This is a genomic window from Flavobacterium sp. YO64, assembly GCF_004119505.1.
In the GTDB taxonomy this organism is placed as follows: Bacteria; Bacteroidota; Bacteroidia; order Flavobacteriales; family Flavobacteriaceae; genus Flavobacterium; species Flavobacterium oncorhynchi.
Genome location: NZ_NRQV01000012.1, coordinates 30,517 through 48,159 on the forward strand (window position 1 = coordinate 30,517; position 17,643 = coordinate 48,159).

The 17,643-nt window shown below is 30.6% G+C and carries 17 protein-coding genes; all 17 read right to left on the reverse strand.

What is annotated here, in order from left to right:
* The 17 genes from BOW57_RS10305 to BOW57_RS10385 all read right to left on the reverse strand — a co-directional run bounded on the left by BOW57_RS10305 (position 1) and on the right by BOW57_RS10385 (position 17,621).
* Positions 1 to 1,092, reverse strand: coding sequence for a glycosyltransferase family 4 protein (locus tag BOW57_RS10305; protein WP_129054048.1), 1,092 nt, complete (start codon positions 1,090 to 1,092; stop codon positions 1 to 3).
* 53 nt (positions 1,093 to 1,145) lie between these two features.
* Positions 1,146 to 2,147 carry a glycosyltransferase family 2 protein gene (locus BOW57_RS10310; RefSeq protein ID WP_129054049.1) on the reverse strand — a complete coding sequence of 334 codons (1,002 nt, stop codon included), beginning with the start codon at positions 2,145 to 2,147 and terminating at the stop codon, positions 1,146 to 1,148.
* 36 nt (positions 2,148 to 2,183) lie between these two features.
* Positions 2,184 to 3,098 carry a glycosyltransferase family 2 protein gene (locus BOW57_RS10315; protein ID WP_129054050.1) on the reverse strand — a complete coding sequence of 305 codons (915 nt, stop codon included), beginning with the start codon at positions 3,096 to 3,098 and terminating at the stop codon, positions 2,184 to 2,186.
* The gene (locus BOW57_RS10320) at positions 3,099 to 3,962 is read right to left on the reverse strand and encodes a hypothetical protein (RefSeq protein WP_129054051.1); all 864 of its coding nucleotides are present in this window, start codon (positions 3,960 to 3,962) and stop codon (positions 3,099 to 3,101) included. It abuts the gene before it with no gap.
* On the reverse strand, positions 3,955 to 5,247 hold the full coding sequence (locus BOW57_RS10325; RefSeq protein ID WP_129054052.1) for an ABC transporter ATP-binding protein: 1,293 nt from the start codon (positions 5,245 to 5,247) through the stop codon (positions 3,955 to 3,957). Before BOW57_RS10325 ends, BOW57_RS10320 begins: the two co-directional genes overlap by 8 nt.
* A 39-nt stretch (positions 5,248 to 5,286) precedes the next feature.
* The gene (locus BOW57_RS10330; protein WP_129054054.1) at positions 5,287 to 6,153 is read right to left on the reverse strand and encodes an ABC transporter permease; all 867 of its coding nucleotides are present in this window, start codon (positions 6,151 to 6,153) and stop codon (positions 5,287 to 5,289) included.
* A gap of 94 nt (positions 6,154 to 6,247) precedes the next feature.
* Entirely contained in the window at positions 6,248 to 8,215 is a 1,968-nt protein-coding gene (locus tag BOW57_RS10335) for a nucleoside-diphosphate sugar epimerase/dehydratase (RefSeq protein ID WP_129054056.1), read from the reverse strand.
* A gap of 83 nt (positions 8,216 to 8,298) precedes the next feature.
* Entirely contained in the window at positions 8,299 to 9,183 is an 885-nt protein-coding gene (gene rfbA / locus BOW57_RS10340) for a glucose-1-phosphate thymidylyltransferase RfbA (RefSeq protein ID WP_129054058.1), read from the reverse strand.
* A 26-nt stretch (positions 9,184 to 9,209) separates the two neighbouring features.
* Positions 9,210 to 10,055 (reverse strand): dTDP-4-dehydrorhamnose reductase, encoded by an 846-nt coding sequence (rfbD, locus tag BOW57_RS10345; RefSeq protein ID WP_129054060.1) that lies wholly within the window; start codon positions 10,053 to 10,055, stop codon positions 9,210 to 9,212.
* Entirely contained in the window at positions 10,055 to 10,603 is a 549-nt protein-coding gene (rfbC, locus tag BOW57_RS10350; protein WP_129054062.1) for a dTDP-4-dehydrorhamnose 3,5-epimerase, read from the reverse strand. The genes rfbD and rfbC overlap by 1 nt, the downstream gene beginning before the upstream one ends.
* A 9-nt stretch (positions 10,604 to 10,612) precedes the next feature.
* Positions 10,613 to 11,746 carry a DegT/DnrJ/EryC1/StrS aminotransferase family protein gene (locus BOW57_RS10355; protein WP_129054064.1) on the reverse strand — a complete coding sequence of 378 codons (1,134 nt, stop codon included), beginning with the start codon at positions 11,744 to 11,746 and terminating at the stop codon, positions 10,613 to 10,615.
* Positions 11,747 to 11,853: 107 nt separating this feature from the next.
* Complete coding sequence (locus tag BOW57_RS10360) at positions 11,854 to 12,786, reverse strand: GDP-L-fucose synthase (protein WP_129054066.1); 933 nt, start codon at positions 12,784 to 12,786, stop codon at positions 11,854 to 11,856.
* Between the two features lie 45 nt (positions 12,787 to 12,831).
* Entirely contained in the window at positions 12,832 to 13,950 is a 1,119-nt protein-coding gene (gene gmd, locus BOW57_RS10365; RefSeq protein ID WP_129054068.1) for a GDP-mannose 4,6-dehydratase, read from the reverse strand.
* Positions 13,951 to 14,012: 62 nt separating this feature from the next.
* Positions 14,013 to 14,600 (reverse strand): sugar transferase, encoded by a 588-nt coding sequence (locus BOW57_RS10370; protein ID WP_129054070.1) that lies wholly within the window; start codon positions 14,598 to 14,600, stop codon positions 14,013 to 14,015.
* Entirely contained in the window at positions 14,600 to 15,817 is a 1,218-nt protein-coding gene (locus BOW57_RS10375) for a DegT/DnrJ/EryC1/StrS aminotransferase family protein (protein WP_129054072.1), read from the reverse strand. The genes BOW57_RS10370 and BOW57_RS10375 overlap by 1 nt, the downstream gene beginning before the upstream one ends.
* 182 nt (positions 15,818 to 15,999) lie before the next feature.
* Entirely contained in the window at positions 16,000 to 16,419 is a 420-nt protein-coding gene (locus BOW57_RS10380; RefSeq protein WP_129054074.1) for a hypothetical protein, read from the reverse strand.
* On the reverse strand, positions 16,419 to 17,621 hold the full coding sequence (locus BOW57_RS10385; RefSeq protein ID WP_129054076.1) for a glycosyltransferase family 4 protein: 1,203 nt from the start codon (positions 17,619 to 17,621) through the stop codon (positions 16,419 to 16,421). The genes BOW57_RS10380 and BOW57_RS10385 overlap by 1 nt, the downstream gene beginning before the upstream one ends.
* Positions 17,622 to 17,643: the final 22 nt, after the last annotated feature.

The window sequence follows — 17,643 nt, forward strand, 5'->3', positions numbered from 1 at the left end:
CTAAGGCATACTGTTTTTAGCTTTGGTTATAAGTTCATTCATTCTAATATTCCATTTTTCTGAAGAATACAATTCTGAAGAAAATTCAGGAAACTCAAACTCTCCATTTAAAAAATCATTTATGGCATCAACCCATTCTGAAATAAAATCTGGATTTTGGATCAGTTTTCCCAGCTTTCCATATTGCAAAACTTCTGGGACTCCCCCCATTGCAGAGGCAATGCAATAATTACCGCAGTGCAAAGCCTCAATTAAACTTAGTCCAAAACCCTCTTGGCATAACGTTGGAAAAAGATAACAATCTGACGCTTGGTAATATTCTGGAAGATCATGATTTGGAATTTTACCCAAGAATTTCACTCCATCTATGTCTTCTCGCGATTCACATCCAATGACTATTAATATTATATTTTTTTCTGCCTTATATATCTTTTTCCATGCTTCTAAAACAATGTGCAATCCTTTTTTTGGTCTATCTTGAGAACACCATACAAAGGCTTTTTTATCATCAAACCCATATTTTTGTTTTAGTTCTTGCTTTTTTAAAATCGAAACTTTTTTAAATTTATTAGTATCGATGCCATTATAAAGTATAGAAAAATGGCTGGGAAGAGTAGTAATTGTTTCTTTATGCAGTTTATAACTATCATTTGTTAATACTATCAATTCATTAATCAATTCATAAAAATTTAATTTTGAATTTAGCTGAGCATACGGGGAGAAACCATGATAAAAGAACTGAATGTAACAATTCTTTGAAACTCCTTTTGAAACAAGATACTCTTTAAGTGGTTTAACCATTCCGTAATTATCAACAATTTGAATTATATAGTTTTCTTTTGGAACTATTATCTTGTTTAACGCTTTTAAATATTCTATGTTTTTTTTCTTGAAAACTTTGTTCTGAATGCTGCTCCAAAGTGTTGCTTGTATAAAACTATATTTTACTCCCTTAAACAAATCTTCTGACTTAGGGCAAACTATATAATCTATTTCATTATTTTTCTCTAAGTAATTATTATATAGGGTTGTCCAACTTCCAATCTTTGAAAAAGGCAGCGGAACTTGCGAAAGTAAAATCACTTTTGCCATTAAACTTTTCTCATTAATCTTTTCAACATTTTTGCACTACATTATATAATTATTTAGTCTTTAATTCTAATATCAAATCTTTTCAGATGTATTAAACGAAAACCTTTTTTGGTTAAAATAATTGTCGTAATTCCAACATAAAGTCTTACTGCATCATAATAGTTAAGATTTACATCCTTTAAGTTTTCTAAAATGGATTTAAAATTTCTTATGCTATTATTACATTTTAACAGCAATCTTATCTCGTAGAAAAAATGCAATTTCCTGTATATTATATATTTCTTAAGCTTTTTGATTTTATCTTCTTCTATATTACATTCATTGGAATTTAAAACTTTATAAACTTTTTGAAAATAATCAAATTGTGATTGTAAACTGATTGGATTAGTTGATACTTCGGAGTCGATACTTTTATGTCCTCTTCGCACAAAAAACAATACGTCTTCAATATAGCAAAACCTCACATTTTCGGTCAATCTTCTAAAGTTAAAATCAGTTTCCTGAGCATTTGACAAAGTCTCATCAAAGAGTTCTTTATTATTTAGTACTTCTCTTCTCCAAAGTGAAGATGGTGTTAAAAAATAAAGCTCACCTATTATAAAATGAAATAAGGCATTTCTATCGTAAATCATTTGAGGGATAAAATCCTCATTAGCATCATGAATTGATTTTGTGAATATTTTCGAAAACGCTGCACAAAACCCTAATTCCTTATTTTTATTTAAAACACCAACTTGTTTTTCGAGAAAATCAGAACTCATAATATCATCGCTGTCAAACCATTTTATGTATGCCCCCTTAGATAACTCGAAACCAAAGTTCCTACAGGCATTTGCACCTTTTATTCGATCTATTGGTCTTTGATGATATTGAAAACGTTTATCTTTATATATGTAGCCAGCAATCAAACTAGCTGTTTCATCAGTACTTCCATCATCAATAATAAGGCATTCCCAGTTTGTATAAGTTTGGTTTACTATACTGTTTAACGTTTCTACTATTAAATCTGCTCGATTAAAGGTTGGAATGATTATAGAAACTAATTTATTGGGCATTTGATCAAAAAATAAAAAGAGCGCATTTTATAATTTTCATGTACTTCTTACCAATCTTTTTGTAGAGTGGTATGCAACCGATTTTATAAATTTCAAATAATTTATAAAAGAATTATAATTGAAATAGAGCCAAGTTATTTTTAAGAAATAAACTATTTGCTTTTTTTCATTTATATAACAATTTGAGATTTTGGAAACTAGAATTTGTTTTTGCTTTTTTGAAAAAGAATTCGTTCTTCTCGTCAAAAGAAAATAATAAAATATAAATTTTGCTTTGTTCTTGATTCTTTCTTTTGTTACATCTCCAGAAATACTCAGAGATGAAAATCTCACAAAAATTACTGCGTTATTAATGCTATAGACATTTTTAAATTCAGAAAACTCCAAAACGGCCATATCGTCGCTATACCACGCTAATGGATAATCTCTAAAACCAATCTCTAAAGCCTTTTCTTTCTTTAAAATATACTCACTTAATGAACTGCGAGTTTTATTTGTTATTTTTCTAATCAGGAAATCGGTTGATTTTTCTATTTCTGGATGTGTATGTACATCCGAAATGGTTTCATTTCGCTCATTGATTAATTGTGTCGAGTACCTTATAACATTAATCTCTTCATCGATTTGGGACAGACTTTTATAGAACTCCGCAATAGCATTATTACCCAAAACATCGTCATCGCCCAAAATCATGATCCATTCTTCATTTCTTGAAAAATCAATACAGCGCTGCCACTGTTTTGTTAATGACTTACTTCCTAAATTTTCATTAAAACGATAATAGTTAACATCAAACTTATCCCGATATTTTTCTATTATTTTTTTCGGACACTCAGGACTCGCATCGTCTCCAATATAAACCTTAAATCTTTTATCCAATTGATTAGCTAGTGATTGAATTGTTTCTTCAAAATAAGCTAATTTGTAAAAAGGAATTATAATAGCCAACATTTACTTAAGCCTTATTAATCTTTTTATGCTGGCTTTAAAAACCATTTTATTTGATAACAATCGTGTAACTTGACCATTATTAATTTCATATTTTACTATAAAATCATCAATAGAATTTGACGGCATAAATTCTAACACATTCCATACTTCTGGTATTATGGGGTGAATATCTTTAAACTCTTTGTAATTAGAACTATTTAAGCCTTTCCAAAACTGAAAATATATTTCTGTATCAAAATCATCTCTATGTCCCCAATTTTTAATCTTTAAATGAATTTGTTCTTCGCTTCTAGCCCAAGATTGATGAATTACTTTAATATTCGAAAAATGATTTTTGATTTTATTATTTCCTCTTGTATGCGTATTTATTGTCTGATTTGTAATAAACGGAAACTTCTCTTCATTATCAATATACAAATAACCATCTGGCAATTCTCGAAACAAAGTAATCAGCTTTCCGTGAAAACAGATTGGTGTAAGTTTAGGAAATAAATTTAGATACCAATACTTGTTTAAATACTTCGCGATCTTTTTAAAATCATAAATGTATTCATCAACATCCAACTGAATTTTCCAACCTTTCCCTAATTTCTTCAGTACCATATTTCGTTCTCTTGATTCGCATTCCGTCGGAGTCAAATCTGGCAAGTAAAATTGATCAAAATAGAATTGAATTTTATCCTTCTTATCAAAAAGTTTAACTTCCTCAAAAAAAGAATCGGGTATTTTAAATATATTTCCGCTCCATGTTTTACTTTCATTATCAATTGCTAAAACAATTTTATCGACATCATCATACAATTGTTTAATAGAAGTAAGCAATAGATCATAATCATAAGATACCAAATAACTTACACTAATCATTCTCTGTAACTTTTGAGTTCCACTTTGTGGGTAAATACATTTTCGAATGTTTAGGCAACGGTTTTGTCCTTTTTGTGAAACTGCTTTGTTCTAAATAAAATCCCACTAAGTTTTTAATGGTATAAAAAGTGTCAACCTGACCACTTCCAATCCAAAGATTAATAGTATAAAAACCAGGAATAAATAACAAGTGATCTGTCTTAACGTGAATTGTAATTTCCTTTCCTTTTTCTAATTTCTCAAACAGCAAACCATCATCTTCGTTTGTTATATGGGCAACTAACTCTTGATTTGTATTTAAAACATCCATCGCAATAGATAAATCTGTAACACGATCTAAAACCTTAAAGTTAATTTCAAATTCTAATTTATCTCCCAATTCAATAATCTGACCTTGTAAAATTGGAGTATTATGATTTGTGACTTTAAAATAATTAAATTCTATTCTATTTAAACGAGATATATGAATACACTCTGACAAAAGTTCTTCTGTTGTTATTTTTGAATAAAAATCTATGCTTTCGCTAATTTCACCTTCAAAAATAACCTTTCCGTGTTCCAAAACAATTCCTCTTGTGCATAGGCTCTTTATTGCTGCCATATTATGGCTTACAAATAAAACAGTTCTGCCTTCGCCTTTTGTAATATCTTGCATCTTGCCGATTGCTTTCTTCTGAAATTCTGCATCACCAACTGCCAATACCTCATCAACAACCAAAATTTCAGGCTCTAAAAAGGCTGCTACAGCAAATGCCAAACGAACATTCATTCCTGAACTATATCTTTTTACGGGAGAATCAATATAACGTTCGCAGCCTGAGAACTCAATAATTTCGTCAAGTTTTGAAATGATCTCTTTTTTGGTCATTCCAAGGATTGCTCCATTCAAAAAAATGTTTTCTCTTCCTGTCAATTCTCCATTAAATCCGGTACCAACTTCTAGTAATGAAGCAATACGTCCTCGAGACTTTATTCTGCCTGTAGTTGGGGCAGTAACTTTCGATAATATTTTAAGAAGTGTAGATTTTCCTGCGCCATTTTTACCAATAATGGCTAAAACTTCACCGCGCTTAACTTTAAAATTTATATTTTGTAAGGCCCACACATAATCTGAAGTTCCTTTAATAGAACGATCATTTGTCTCTCCTATTTTTAAATAAGGATCCTCCTTTCCTCTTATCTTGTACCACCAGCGATTTAAATCATGGCTTATGGTTCCTGTACCAACTTGCCCTAAACGATATTGTTTAGAAATATTTTCGACTTTTAAAATAATGTCTTTCAATTTTTGAATAAACTAGATTTAATAAATATCGAACTCTTTTTAAACTGTATCTATAAAACTTTTCTCGGTTCTATTAAAAGTTAAAAGACCAATAAAAAAAATAATGATCGTAACAGAAACGCTATAAACTAATCCTAAAACAGAAACTTCCCCCACATTTAAAAGAATGTATCTTGAAGTCTCTATTATATATGCCAGCGGATTGTATTCAACAATCCATCCGTATTTTGGCAGCTTATTTTTCACCAATTCCATTGGATACATTACAGCTGACAAATACATTAATAATTGGGTTCCGAAACTTACCAAATAACTAACATCTCGATATTTAGTAATCATTGAAGAAATAAGCATTCCTAATCCAAGCCCTAAAATCCCCATGATGATAATTAAAAAAGGAAAAAACACTGCAAATCCATTTAAAATTAAATTCGCACCTTTTAAATAATAAAATATACAAAATGCAATAAAAATTAAAAATTGGATTCCGAATTTAATTAAGTTAGAAATCACAATTGATAATGGAGTAATAATTCTTGGAAAATAAACTTTTCCAAAAACACTTGCATTCACTTTAAAAGTATCAGAAGTTCCATTCAAGCAAGCTGTAAAATAATTCCAAACCGTAATTCCTGTCAAATTAAATAAAAAAGGCGGTACAGAACCCGTATTAATTCCGGCTACGTTATTAAAAATAATGGTAAAAGTAAGCGACGTAAATAATGGTTGTATCAAATACCATAATGGCCCCAAAACCGTTTGTTTATAAACCGTTATTATATCTCTTTTTACAAAAAGAAATAATAGATCTCTATATTGCCAAACTTCTCTAAGATTTAGTGATAGAAATTTGTGCCTTGGTTTTATAACAAATAACCAATCCTCTTGCTCATTTTCACTGTCCATTATCAGAAATATTTAACAATGGAAAAAGGCGCTAAAAAAGCACCTTTTTTCTTACAAATTATGTTTGTAGATAACATCCTATAGTTTATCCATATTATTTATCCAAAACTTCAAAAGTTGAATTCATACTCTTAAATTCAGGAACAATCTTTTTCATCTTAGCGACAATATCGTCATTGTCATAAAAATCAGCAATTCCAATTAACTCATCAATATCAATATGCAAGTTTTCGTATTCATCTTGTATTTCTTGCGCAATCATAATTTTATTATGATAAGTTGGCAGCGTTTTAGAAGTATCATTCAATAACTCTTCGTATAATTTTTCGCCTGGTCTTAAACCAACTATTTTAATTTTAATTTCTTTATCAGGGATAAAACCCGCAAGCTTGATCATTTTTCTAGCTAAATCAATAATTTTGACTGGTTTTCCCATATCAAAAATATAAATTTCTCCACCATTACCCATTGCTCCTGCTTCTAATACTAACTGACAAGCTTCTGGAATGGTCATGAAATATCTAATAATGTCTTGATGTGTAATTGTAACTGGGCCGCCTTCAGCAATTTGTTTGGTAAATAAAGGGACTACAGATCCATTAGAACCTAAAACATTTCCAAAACGAGTAGTAATAAACTTTGTTACCCCTGGAATATTTTCACTTTGATTTTTTAAGAATAAAGACTGCACATATTTCTCTGCAATACGCTTACTTGCTCCCATAACGTTACTAGGATTAACTGCCTTGTCTGTTGATACCATGACAAACTTTTTGACATGATATTTACAGGATAAATCAGCAAGATTCTTAGTCCCTTTTATGTTAGTTAAAATAGCTTGCGAAGGATTATCCTCCATTAATGGCACATGTTTATATGCAGCAGCATGAAAAACAACATGCGGATTATGGTTTTTAAATACCTTCTCTAATGCTTTTTTACTTTTTACATCAGCAATTACGGCAATTATTTTTGTGTCCGAATTCATTGCCAATGTCTCCAAACATAAGTTATGAAGCGGAGTTTCAGCATGGTCCAAAACGATCACAGCTTTTGGATTAAAACCAAGAACTTGTCTCACAATCTCACTTCCTATTGAACCAGCGGCTCCAGTAATAAGAATTGTTTTGTCTTTTAATTGCTTAGAAATTGATTTACTGTCTAGAACAATTGGTTTTCGTTCCAGCAAATCCTCAATCTGAATATTTTTTACCTTTTGCGAAATCTCCTTTTGATTTTCCCAATCGGAAATCAATGGAACGGTATATACTCTATAATTAAACTCCAAACATTGATCAACAATAATTAACTGTTCTTCTTTAGATAAACTTTTATCAGCTATAATTACACCTTCTGCAGCTACAGAACGCATTAAAGCAGGTAATTTTTTACGTAATATTAAAATCGGAAGATCTAACATTCGTTTAGATGCATTCTGATTGTTTTTATCAACGAAACCAACAATTTTAAATCTAGAAGGAGTTTCAAACTTCAAAGCATTGGCAACCGAAATTGCATTTGCATCGGTACCGTAAATTACCGTTCGAATTAACTTAGAATTTGTCTTTTCTGAAAAGTACATTTCAAAAGTTTGTTTTACGACTACTCGGTACAAAAACAAACTGCAAAATGATAAAACCAAATTAATAAAAAGGGCAGTATTCAAAAAGGCCTTGTGACCAGTATACAATTCAAAAACTAAATTGAAAAATAAAAAGAATACTAAAACTGACATTTGAGAAAACAACAGTTTTATAGCATCAATAAAAGAGGAATGTCTAATAATACCCGAATAGGTCCTGAACAACCAAAAGAAAAATACATTTACTACTAATAAACTAGCAACAAAATATGATTGATGTGATGTAATAATATACCCTAATCCCGTTCCTTCAAAAAGCATATAGGTAAAAGTAAAGGAGAAAATCAGTACCATTATATCAATGGCAATAATAATCCAGCGAGGCAAATAACTAAGGCTATTAATATTTGCTCTTAAATTCCTTGGTGAAAAAGAATTGTACAATATAGAGGCTATTTTGGTTGGTTGATCTGTCTCCAATTTGGTCTGATTTCGTTCTGTAAACTTTGTATGTCTTACAAAAATACAAATTAAAGGGTTTAAAAATCTATTTCTACAATAAATTAAACTTTAACTCCTTTTTTCTTTTGTTTTAAAAATTCTATTAAATAGGCTCCGTATCCTGATTTCACCAAAGGTAATGCTAGTTCCTCAAGTTGAGCATCATCAATAAATCCTTGTCGCCAAGCAATTTCCTCAATACAACCAACCTTTAAACCTTGTCTTTCTTCAAGCACTTGGACAAATTGTCCCGCTTGCATTAGACTATTAAAAGTCCCTGTATCTAACCAAGCTGTACCTCTACTTAATATTCCAACTTTTAGCTTTCCTTTTTCAAGATAAACTTTATTTACATCAGTAATTTCGTATTCGCCACGAGCGCTAGGTTTAATATTTTTAGCAATTTCGACAACTGAATTGTCATAAAAGTATAACCCTGGAACTGCATAATTAGATTTTGGCTCTATTGGCTTTTCTTCAATAGAAACGGCTTTAAAATTTTCGTCAAACTCTACAACTCCATAGCGTTCCGGATCTGAAACATGATATGCAAAAACTACTCCTCCATCTGGTTTTGTATTAGAACGCAATAATTCTTGCATATTTGCACCAAAGAATATATTATCTCCTAGTATTAACGCAACATCATCATGACCAATAAATTCTTCTCCAATTACAAAAGCCTGTGCTAATCCGTTAGGAATAGCTTGCTCTGCATAACTAAATTTACAACCTAAACTAGAACCGTCACCTAATAACTTTTTAAAATTTGGCAGGTCATGTGGAGTGGAGATAATTAATATTTCACTTATTCCCGACATCATTAAAGTCGATAAAGGATAATAAATCATCGGCTTATCATAAACAGGCATCATTTGTTTACTCATCGCAAGAGTTAAAGGATGTAAACGTGTGCCAGAACCTCCTGCTAAAATAATTCCTTTCATATATTTTAATTTTTAATCTAAGATCTTTAAATAAATACTTTCTTTAAACTCTCTTTATAATTAAGAATATCTAAATTATAAATTTCTTTTATTTTTTTCTTATCTAACAATGAAAATTTGGGACGTTTCGCAGGAGTTGGATATGAAGCTGAAGATATTTCCTCAACATTACAATTATATCCTCCAAGTTCTTTTATAGCCAACGCAAATTCGTACCAGCTTATTTCTCCTTCATTCGAATAATTATAAATTCCAGAAATCCATTTCGGAGATTCTAAAATATCTAACATTACCTGAGCAAGATCAGCGGCATAAGTTGGTGATCCCATTTGATCATTTACAACACTAATAGCATCTCTTTCTTGCATCAAGCATTGCATAGTTTTTACAAAATTATTTCCAAATTTACTATAAACCCAAGAGGTTCTGATAATTATTGAATTTGGATTTTCTTTTAAACATACTATTTCTCCCGCTCTTTTACTTGCCCCATAGACATTTATCGGATTGGTTTCTGCTTCTTCACTTAAAGCAATAGAAGAACATCCATCAAAAACATAATCTGTAGATATATGGATCAATTTCACATTATTTACTGCCACATATTTTGCTATTAGTTCTACAGCTAAATGATTTATTTTAAAAGCTAATTCTTTTTCAGTTTCCGCTTTATCAACTGCTGTATATGCACCACAATTAAGAATTATATCTGGTTGAATTTCGTTTAATTGCATTTTTAGAATCTCTAAATTATCTAATGTAATTTGAGTTCTATCTGCAAAAATCCATTCGTAGTTAGTATATTTTGAAGATAAAACAGCTAGCTCAGAACCTAATTGTCCATTTGCACCTGTTACAAGAATTTTTTTCATTAAAATAAACTATTACATTCTTCAATAAAGGGAAGAATCTGATCTTTTTCAGAAACTATAGCATCGCTTAAATTAATTCCCCAATCTATACTTAAAGATGGGTCGTCAAATCTGATTCCACCTTCAGAAGATTTATTATAAATTTGGTCACATTTATACATTACTGAAGCTGTTTCACTAATAACTGAAAATCCATGAGCAAATCCTTTCGGAACTAATAATTGCTTTTTATTTTCAGCAGATAATTTTACACTAAATGATTTTCCATAACTGGATGAATTTTTTCTTAGGTCAACAACAACATCGATGATCTCCCCATCTAAAACGCGTATTAATTTTGTCTGGGCAAAGGGAGGGTTTTGATAATGCAGCCCTCTTAAAGTTCCTTTTTTAGAAAATGAATGGTTATCTTGAATAAATTCAATATTAATACCTAAATCTTCAAATTTAGTTTTGCTATAGGATTCAAAAAAGTAACCTCTTTCGTCTCCAAAAACTATTGGATCGATAATTACTAAATCTTTTATGAACGTTTCTTCAATTTTCATGTTACATTACTATTTAAAGAAATTGACTATTACTTCTTTAATTTTACTTTTATCTTCATTTGTAAGTGTTGAACCAGAAGGCAAACACAATCCTTTGTCAAATATTTGTTCTGCTATTTTATTACCATAAAATGGGTATTTTTCAAAAATTGGCTGTAAATGCATTGGCTTCCACAGAGTACGGCATTCAATATTTGCATTTTCAAGAGCTAATCTTAAACCCTCTTTGCCTTTGTTTTTATTGGGTTTAACCAAAATAGTGTTTAACCAAAAATTAGAAAAAAAACTTTCTCCTATTACTTCAGAAAGTACTACATCATCAATTTTATTAAAGATCTCTTTGTAAAAAAAATGATTATTTCTTCGAGCTTCAACATTCTTATCAAGTATCTTTATTTGCCCTAAACCAATACTGGCACAAATATTACTCATTCTATAATTATAACCAATTTCGCTATGCTGATAATGAGCTGCAATATCTTTTGATTGATTGGAATAAAAAATTGCTCTTTCTTTTATTTTTTTAGAAGTTGTAACTAATGCTCCTCCACTTGAAGTAGTAATAATTTTATTCCCATTAAATGAAAGGACTCCAAAACTACCAAAACTACCACATTTTTTACCTTTATACTTACTCCCTAAAGCTTCTGCACTATCCTCAATGACTGGTATTCCGTATCTATCTGCAACAGCATGAACTTCATCAACCTTATATGGCGTACCATATAAATGCACAGCAATAATTGCTTTAGGTTTTTTTCCTTTTTCTATTCTATCCTTTATTGCTGTGTCCAGAGTAATCGGACAAATATTCCAGGTTTCAGGTTCACTATCAATAAACACAGGAATTGCGCCTTGGTATAAAATAGGATTTGCAGATGCCGAAAATGTCATACTTTGACAGATTACCTCATCACCAGCTTTTACTCCTAATAAAATTAGTGATAAATGAATCGCCGATGTTCCAGAATTTAATGCTGTTACATATGACCCTTCTGTAAAATAATCCTCAAGTTTACGCTCAAAATCATCAACATTTGGCCCCCCAGAAGTTATCCAATTTGTATCTAAAGCTTTCTGAATAAATTCTTGTTCAAAACCACTTGACTGTGATAATGACAAATAAATTCTTTTATTATTCATCTACATTTCAGCAATCTAAGAAAAAGCGAACATCATTTCCCTTAACATTTTTCAAAAGTAAAGTAGAAAATAATATTTCTTAAATTAAACTTTTTTATTCAAACTAATTATTGCCAGTTTGTGTCTTTTATCTCTTCAAAAACCTTCTCAATACCTTCTTCTAAAGATATTTTTGCTTTCCATCCCAAATTATTTAATTTTGAGACATCCATCAATTTTCGCGGAGTTCCATCTGGTTTACTTGTATCTGTTAAAATATCCCCTTGAAATCCAACAATTTTTTTAACTAAAATTGCCAAATCTAGTATTGAAATATCTTCACCAATCCCAATATTAACTAAACCAGAACTATCGTAATTTTTCATTAAAAACAAACACGCTTCTGCCAAGTCATTAGCGTGCAAAAACTCTCTTCTAGGACTTCCTGTCCCCCAAATAGTTACGGACGAATCTAAATTACGTTTAGCTGTAATAAACTTTCTTAGCATGGCAGGCAACACATGAGAGTTTTTTAAATCATAATTATCATTTGGACCATACAAATTTGTTGGCATTACCGAGATAAAATTACATCCAAATTGATCTCTATAAGCATCACACATTTTTATTCCAGCTATCTTTGCAATTGCATAAGGCTCATTTGTTGGTTCTAATTCACCTGTAAGCATATATTCTTCCTTTAATGGCTGTGGAGCCATCTTTGGATAAATACATGACGATCCTAAGAACATCAATTTTTTTACATTGTTTTCATATGATTGATGAATCACATTACTTTGTATCATCAAATTTTCATATATAAAATCTCCCCTAAATGTATTATTGGCTATAATACCACCAACTTTCGCTGCTGCTAAAAATACATAATCCGGTTTTTCTTTCTTAAAAAAGTCTGTAACTGCTTGTTGATCTCTCAAATCTAGCTCAGAAGAAGTTTTTAAAACAAAATTCGTGTATCCTTCAGCTTTTAATTGACGTAAAATTGCTGAACCTACCATTCCTCGATGTCCAGCTATATATATTTTATCTTCTAAATTCATAATGCTAATTTCTAATTCAAGAATAAAATTACTCTGATTTTCTAATTAATATTTAATAGCTGATCTAACTCCTTTTAACATCTTTTCTTTTTTAACATAAATAATATCCGATGCCATCATTTCTTTTACTAATCCAGCTAAATCATATTGAGGAACCCAACCTAATTGAGTTTTCGATTTAGTAGGATCTCCAATAAGCAAGTCTACTTCTGTTGGTCGAAAATATTGTGGATCAACAGCAATAACCTGTTTACCTAACTCAATTTGATAAGCGGGATTACTGCAAGAAGCAACATATCCTTTTTCTTCAACACCTTCTCCTCTAAATTCGATGTCTATACCTACTTCAGCAAATGACATTTTAACAAAATCACGTACATAAGTAGTTTCTCCCATGGCTATAACATAATCTTCTGCAACATCTTGTTGTAAAATACGCCACATTGCTTCTACATAATCTTTAGCATGTCCCCAATCACGTTGAGCATCTAAATTTCCTAAATATAGACATTCTTGTTCTCCTAAAGCAATAGCAGCGGTTGCCATCGTTATTTTACGGGTCACAAAGGTTTCTCCTCGACGAGGAGATTCATGATTAAACAAAATTCCATTACAGGCAAACATATTATATGCCTCTCGATAATTTTTAGTAATCCAAAAACCATAAATTTTAGCTGCTCCATAAGGAGAACGGGGATAAAAAGGCGAATGTTCATCATAAAATCCTTTTTCGTTTTTATTTTCAGCCAAACCACCATACAATTCAGATGTTGATGCTTGATAAATACGTGTCTTTTTTTCCAAACCTAAAATACGTACTGCTTCTAAAATTCTTAATGTACCAATACCATCTACATTTGCAACATACTCTGGTGAATCAAAAGAGACCTTTACATGACTCATAGCACCTAGATTGTAAATTTCATCGGGTTGTACCTCTTGAATAATTCGAATAATATTAGTAGAGTCTGTTAAATCTCCATAATGCAACTTAAAATTCACATGAGCTTCATGTTGATCTTGGTAGATATGATCAATACGTTGTGTATTAAAAGACGAAGCCCTTCTTTTAACACCATGAACCATATATCCTTTCTCTAATAATAATTCTGCCAAGTACGAACCATCTTGTCCCGTGATTCCTGTTATAAGTGCTATTTTCATTTTTATAGTTTGTTTTAAAACAATAATACAATTGTTAATAAATTGTTTAAACGTCTGATATTTTATTTAATTATTTTCGAAAAAGTCAAAAATATAATTTTAAAATATTCCCCCAAATCTTTCTTTTTAATATACTTCATATTCAACTGGATCTTTGCAGGCATAATTTCCTCAATGTAAACCTTTTCAGGATCTAAAACAGTCCCAAGAATTTCATTTTCATTTACAAATTCAATTGAAGCATAATCTGTTATTCCTGGCCTAACCATCAAAACCTCTAATTGCTCTTTATTGTACAAGTCAACATATTTTCTAACTTCTGGTCGCGGACCAACCAGACTCATATCTCCAACAAACACATTAAACAGTTGTGGAAGTTCGTCTAGTTTATATTTTCTAATAAAAAGGCCCATTTTTGTTATACGAGAATCATTTCCTCCTATTGTGATGAGTCCTTTTTTATCAGAACCTTTTGCCATAGATCTAAATTTATAAAGTTCAAAATCCTTTCCAAGAATTCCAACTCTATTTTGCCTATAAAAACCTCCTCCTTTACTTTCAATAATAATTAAAAAGTAAATTATTAAGAAAATAGGTGAAAGCAATAAAATACCGAAAAAAGAAAAAACTATATCAAAAAATCTTGTCATTATAAATTAATTACTGTTCCGTATGCTCCTTTTACAGTATCAATTACAAATTGAACCTCTTGTTCCTTAAGTTGTGGATATATTGGCAATGAAATTTCGCAAGAATAATTTTTATAAGCTTGCGGATAATCCTTAATATCATATCCCTGATCTTTAAAAAAGGTCAACATTGGCATTGGAATAAAGTGGACATTAACAGAAACCCCTTTTTTAGCAATTTCATCTATTATAGAATCACGTTGGTTTTCTGTAATATTATTGATTCGTAAAGCATATAAATGGTATGAAGTTTCTTTTCCATTCTGTAATGATGGTGGAACATTAGCCCAAGATAGTTGTCTAAATGCAACGTCATAAGTATTAAAAATTCTTTTTCTATCTAGTAATAGCGAAGAATATTGACGTATCTGTGCTAAACCAATTGCTGCATTAACGTCAGCCATATTAATTTTCATCCCTAATCCAGTGATGTCATATCGCCACCCGCCTGCTTTACTTTTTGAGAAAGCATCTTTTGTTTGGCAATTTAAACTCATTTGACGTAAAAATGCATACAACTCTTTATTATCAAAAGGTAAAGGTAGATTTAAACAAATTGCACCACCTTCTGCAGTTGTAACATTTTTCACTGCATGTAATGAAAATATAGCAATATCTGTTTCACTTCCAGTAGGAATACCTTCCTTATAATATGCTCCAAGAGAATGTGCCGCATCATTTATAACTAAAATACGCCCTGCCTTCTTTTGAATTTCTGATGTTGGAACAAATAAAGCTTTTACGGTATCACTTGTTACTAACTGCATTATTTCTTCGTAATCACAAGGAAAACCAGCTATATCTACAGGTATTATTGCTTTTGTTTTACTAGTTATTGCGTTTTTTATAGCCTCAACCGAAATATTAAAATCTTCACAAACATCAACCATAACCGGCTTAGCACCAGCATGAATAACTGCCAGAGCAGTTGCGCTATAAGTATAAGCCGGCACGATTACTTCGTCCCCTTCTTTTACTCCAAGCCATTTTAACATCATTATTGCACCTGATGTCCAAGAATTAACACATAATACTTCTTTAGCTTTAGAAAACTCTTTAATCTCTTCTTCTAATGCTTTTACTTTTGGACCAGTTGTTATCCAACCAGATTTTAACGAATCGACAACCTCATTAATAATAGCATCATCAATGAAGGGTGGGGAAAAAGGTATATTCATTTTATTTTATTTTTTTTGTATAAAAGTTCATTTCTCGATTACCTTGATTGAAATGATCTGTCAAAATATAGTTATTCGAAATGTAAAAATTATTTACATAATCATTACTCAATCTATCTGTTGTTAATGTTATGCCTTCACTATATTTTTCAATTTCTGACTCAAATGCCTGTAATAAATGTTTACCTATTTTTTTGTCCTTTTTTTTCAGGATTAACACATATTGACAACAAGGTCGCATAATTTAGATATTCGTTATTTGATGTCTCAGTAGTAAGAAATGCTTTTATTATTCTACTAATATTATTTGGTTTTCCTAATAAACTTGCACTTGCCGCTAATGAAAGCGAAATAAAATTATTTTTTAAAATATTTTTATAAAAACCTTTTTTTTCAGTTGCTCCTATTGCAAAGCCAACTAATTCATTATTTCCATCATAGGCTCCTAGAGCAACTCCTTTTTCACTCTTTATTATAGAGGCATAAAATTTCTTCAAAAACTTAATTCCTAATGATGTTAAAAAGAAATTATTAAATGCCCTTTGATGTAAGAGAGCAATATTTTTAGTTTCTTCTACTTTTAAAAGTTTAACTGTAATCATTAATTTAATAGTTCAAATTTTAATTTACTTAAATTTTTCGATTTACTAAAATTTTCTTTAGCATAATTAAAACCAGCTAATCCCATTTTTTGCAATTCATGATCTTCTGTACCTAATATTTGATTAACACTATTTACTAACCAAATTGCATCACCATATTCACCTGCCCAACCGCATTTTGCATTTAAAACTGTAATTACAGAATCACTATCAAAATCTGCCATAACTAAAACAGGCTTTTTTGAAAACATATAAGCTGGTAGTTTAGAAGGTATAGAAGTATTTGCCGAACCTTTTAATATTGGCAATAACATTACATCAGCTAATGATTGAACTTCTGCCACTTTTCCTGCTGGAACATCCATAAACTCAACATCAGCATCTGGATATTTAACCGCAACATCTTGGCAATATGCCTTATACGAACCGGATCCAGCAATTATTAATTTTGCATTCAAACCCGAAAAACACTCGATCAGAAAAGGAATTCCCGCTACCGGACCAATGTTCCCAAGATACATGAAAACTTTTTTTTTATTTAAATTTTTATCCGAAGTCAAATTAAAATCATTTTCATCTTGCCAATTATAGACCACCGCAATCTTTTCAGAATTCAACTTACGACTTTCTTGCAAATATGTTTTCATTTTATTTGAAATTGCAATAATTTTTGTTGCGTTTCTCAAAACAAACTTCTCGATTGGAAACAATGTAAAATCTACAACTTGTTTGATTGGAGATGGTAACCTTTTTGAAATTGATTCTGGATAAATATCTTGTATGTGTATTGTATAAGGAATTCGTTTTTTCTTACAAGCTAGCGCTACTCCAAATTGACCAAAAATTGGCCAAGTATTCATGTAAACTTTGTCGTAACTAACTTCACTTTCTATAATAAAACGGTAACATGATCTTCCAAACGAAATTGACTCCCTCATTCTTCCTAAAACGCCAGACCTGGAATATACAAAAGAAGGAATATTAAAAAAGTGCAATCTTTCTTTACTACAAATAATATGCGTTTTTTTAGATGAAACAATTTTCTTCTCAAAAACGAACCCTAAAGGTCTTGATGGATATGGTGCTATAACCGTAACATTCTCTCCATTCTCATATAATGTTTCTGCTAATGATTTGCCAATTTGTGCAGACACTACCGGTTCTGGATCAAAAACACAATTAACAATTAAAATGTTTTTCATTTAATATTTTATTTTGTAGAAA

Bases quoted from the DNA above. Each gene is read 5' to 3' on its own strand.
- BOW57_RS10315 (WP_129054050.1), bottom strand. From the start codon at position 3,098: ATGTTGGCTATTATAATTCCTTTTTACAAATTAGCTTATTTTGAAGAA.
- BOW57_RS10360 (WP_129054066.1), bottom strand. From the start codon at position 12,786: ATGAATTTAGAAGATAAAATATATATAGCTGGACATCGAGGAATGGTA.
- BOW57_RS10330 (WP_129054054.1), bottom strand. From the start codon at position 6,153: ATGGACAGTGAAAATGAGCAAGAGGATTGGTTATTTGTTATAAAACCA.
- rfbD (WP_129054060.1), bottom strand. From the start codon at position 10,055: ATGAAAAAAATTCTTGTAACAGGTGCAAATGGACAATTAGGTTCTGAG.
- gmd (WP_129054068.1), bottom strand. From the start codon at position 13,950: ATGAAAATAGCACTTATAACAGGAATCACGGGACAAGATGGTTCGTAC.
- BOW57_RS10355 (WP_129054064.1), bottom strand. From the start codon at position 11,746: ATGAATAATAAAAGAATTTATTTGTCATTATCACAGTCAAGTGGTTTT.
- BOW57_RS10310 (WP_129054049.1), bottom strand. From the start codon at position 2,147: ATGCCCAATAAATTAGTTTCTATAATCATTCCAACCTTTAATCGAGCA.
- BOW57_RS10305 (WP_129054048.1), bottom strand. From the start codon at position 1,092: ATGGCAAAAGTGATTTTACTTTCGCAAGTTCCGCTGCCTTTTTCAAAG.
- BOW57_RS10375 (WP_129054072.1), bottom strand. From the start codon at position 15,817: ATGAATATACCTTTTTCCCCACCCTTCATTGATGATGCTATTATTAAT.
- rfbA (WP_129054058.1), bottom strand. From the start codon at position 9,183: ATGAAAGGAATTATTTTAGCAGGAGGTTCTGGCACACGTTTACATCCT.
- BOW57_RS10320 (WP_129054051.1), bottom strand. From the start codon at position 3,962: ATGATTAGTGTAAGTTATTTGGTATCTTATGATTATGATCTATTGCTT.
- BOW57_RS10370 (WP_129054070.1), bottom strand. From the start codon at position 14,600: ATGACAAGATTTTTTGATATAGTTTTTTCTTTTTTCGGTATTTTATTG.
- BOW57_RS10385 (WP_129054076.1), bottom strand. From the start codon at position 17,621: ATGAAAAACATTTTAATTGTTAATTGTGTTTTTGATCCAGAACCGGTA.
- BOW57_RS10380 (WP_129054074.1), bottom strand. From the start codon at position 16,419: ATGATTACAGTTAAACTTTTAAAAGTAGAAGAAACTAAAAATATTGCT.
- rfbC (WP_129054062.1), bottom strand. From the start codon at position 10,603: ATGAAAATTGAAGAAACGTTCATAAAAGATTTAGTAATTATCGATCCA.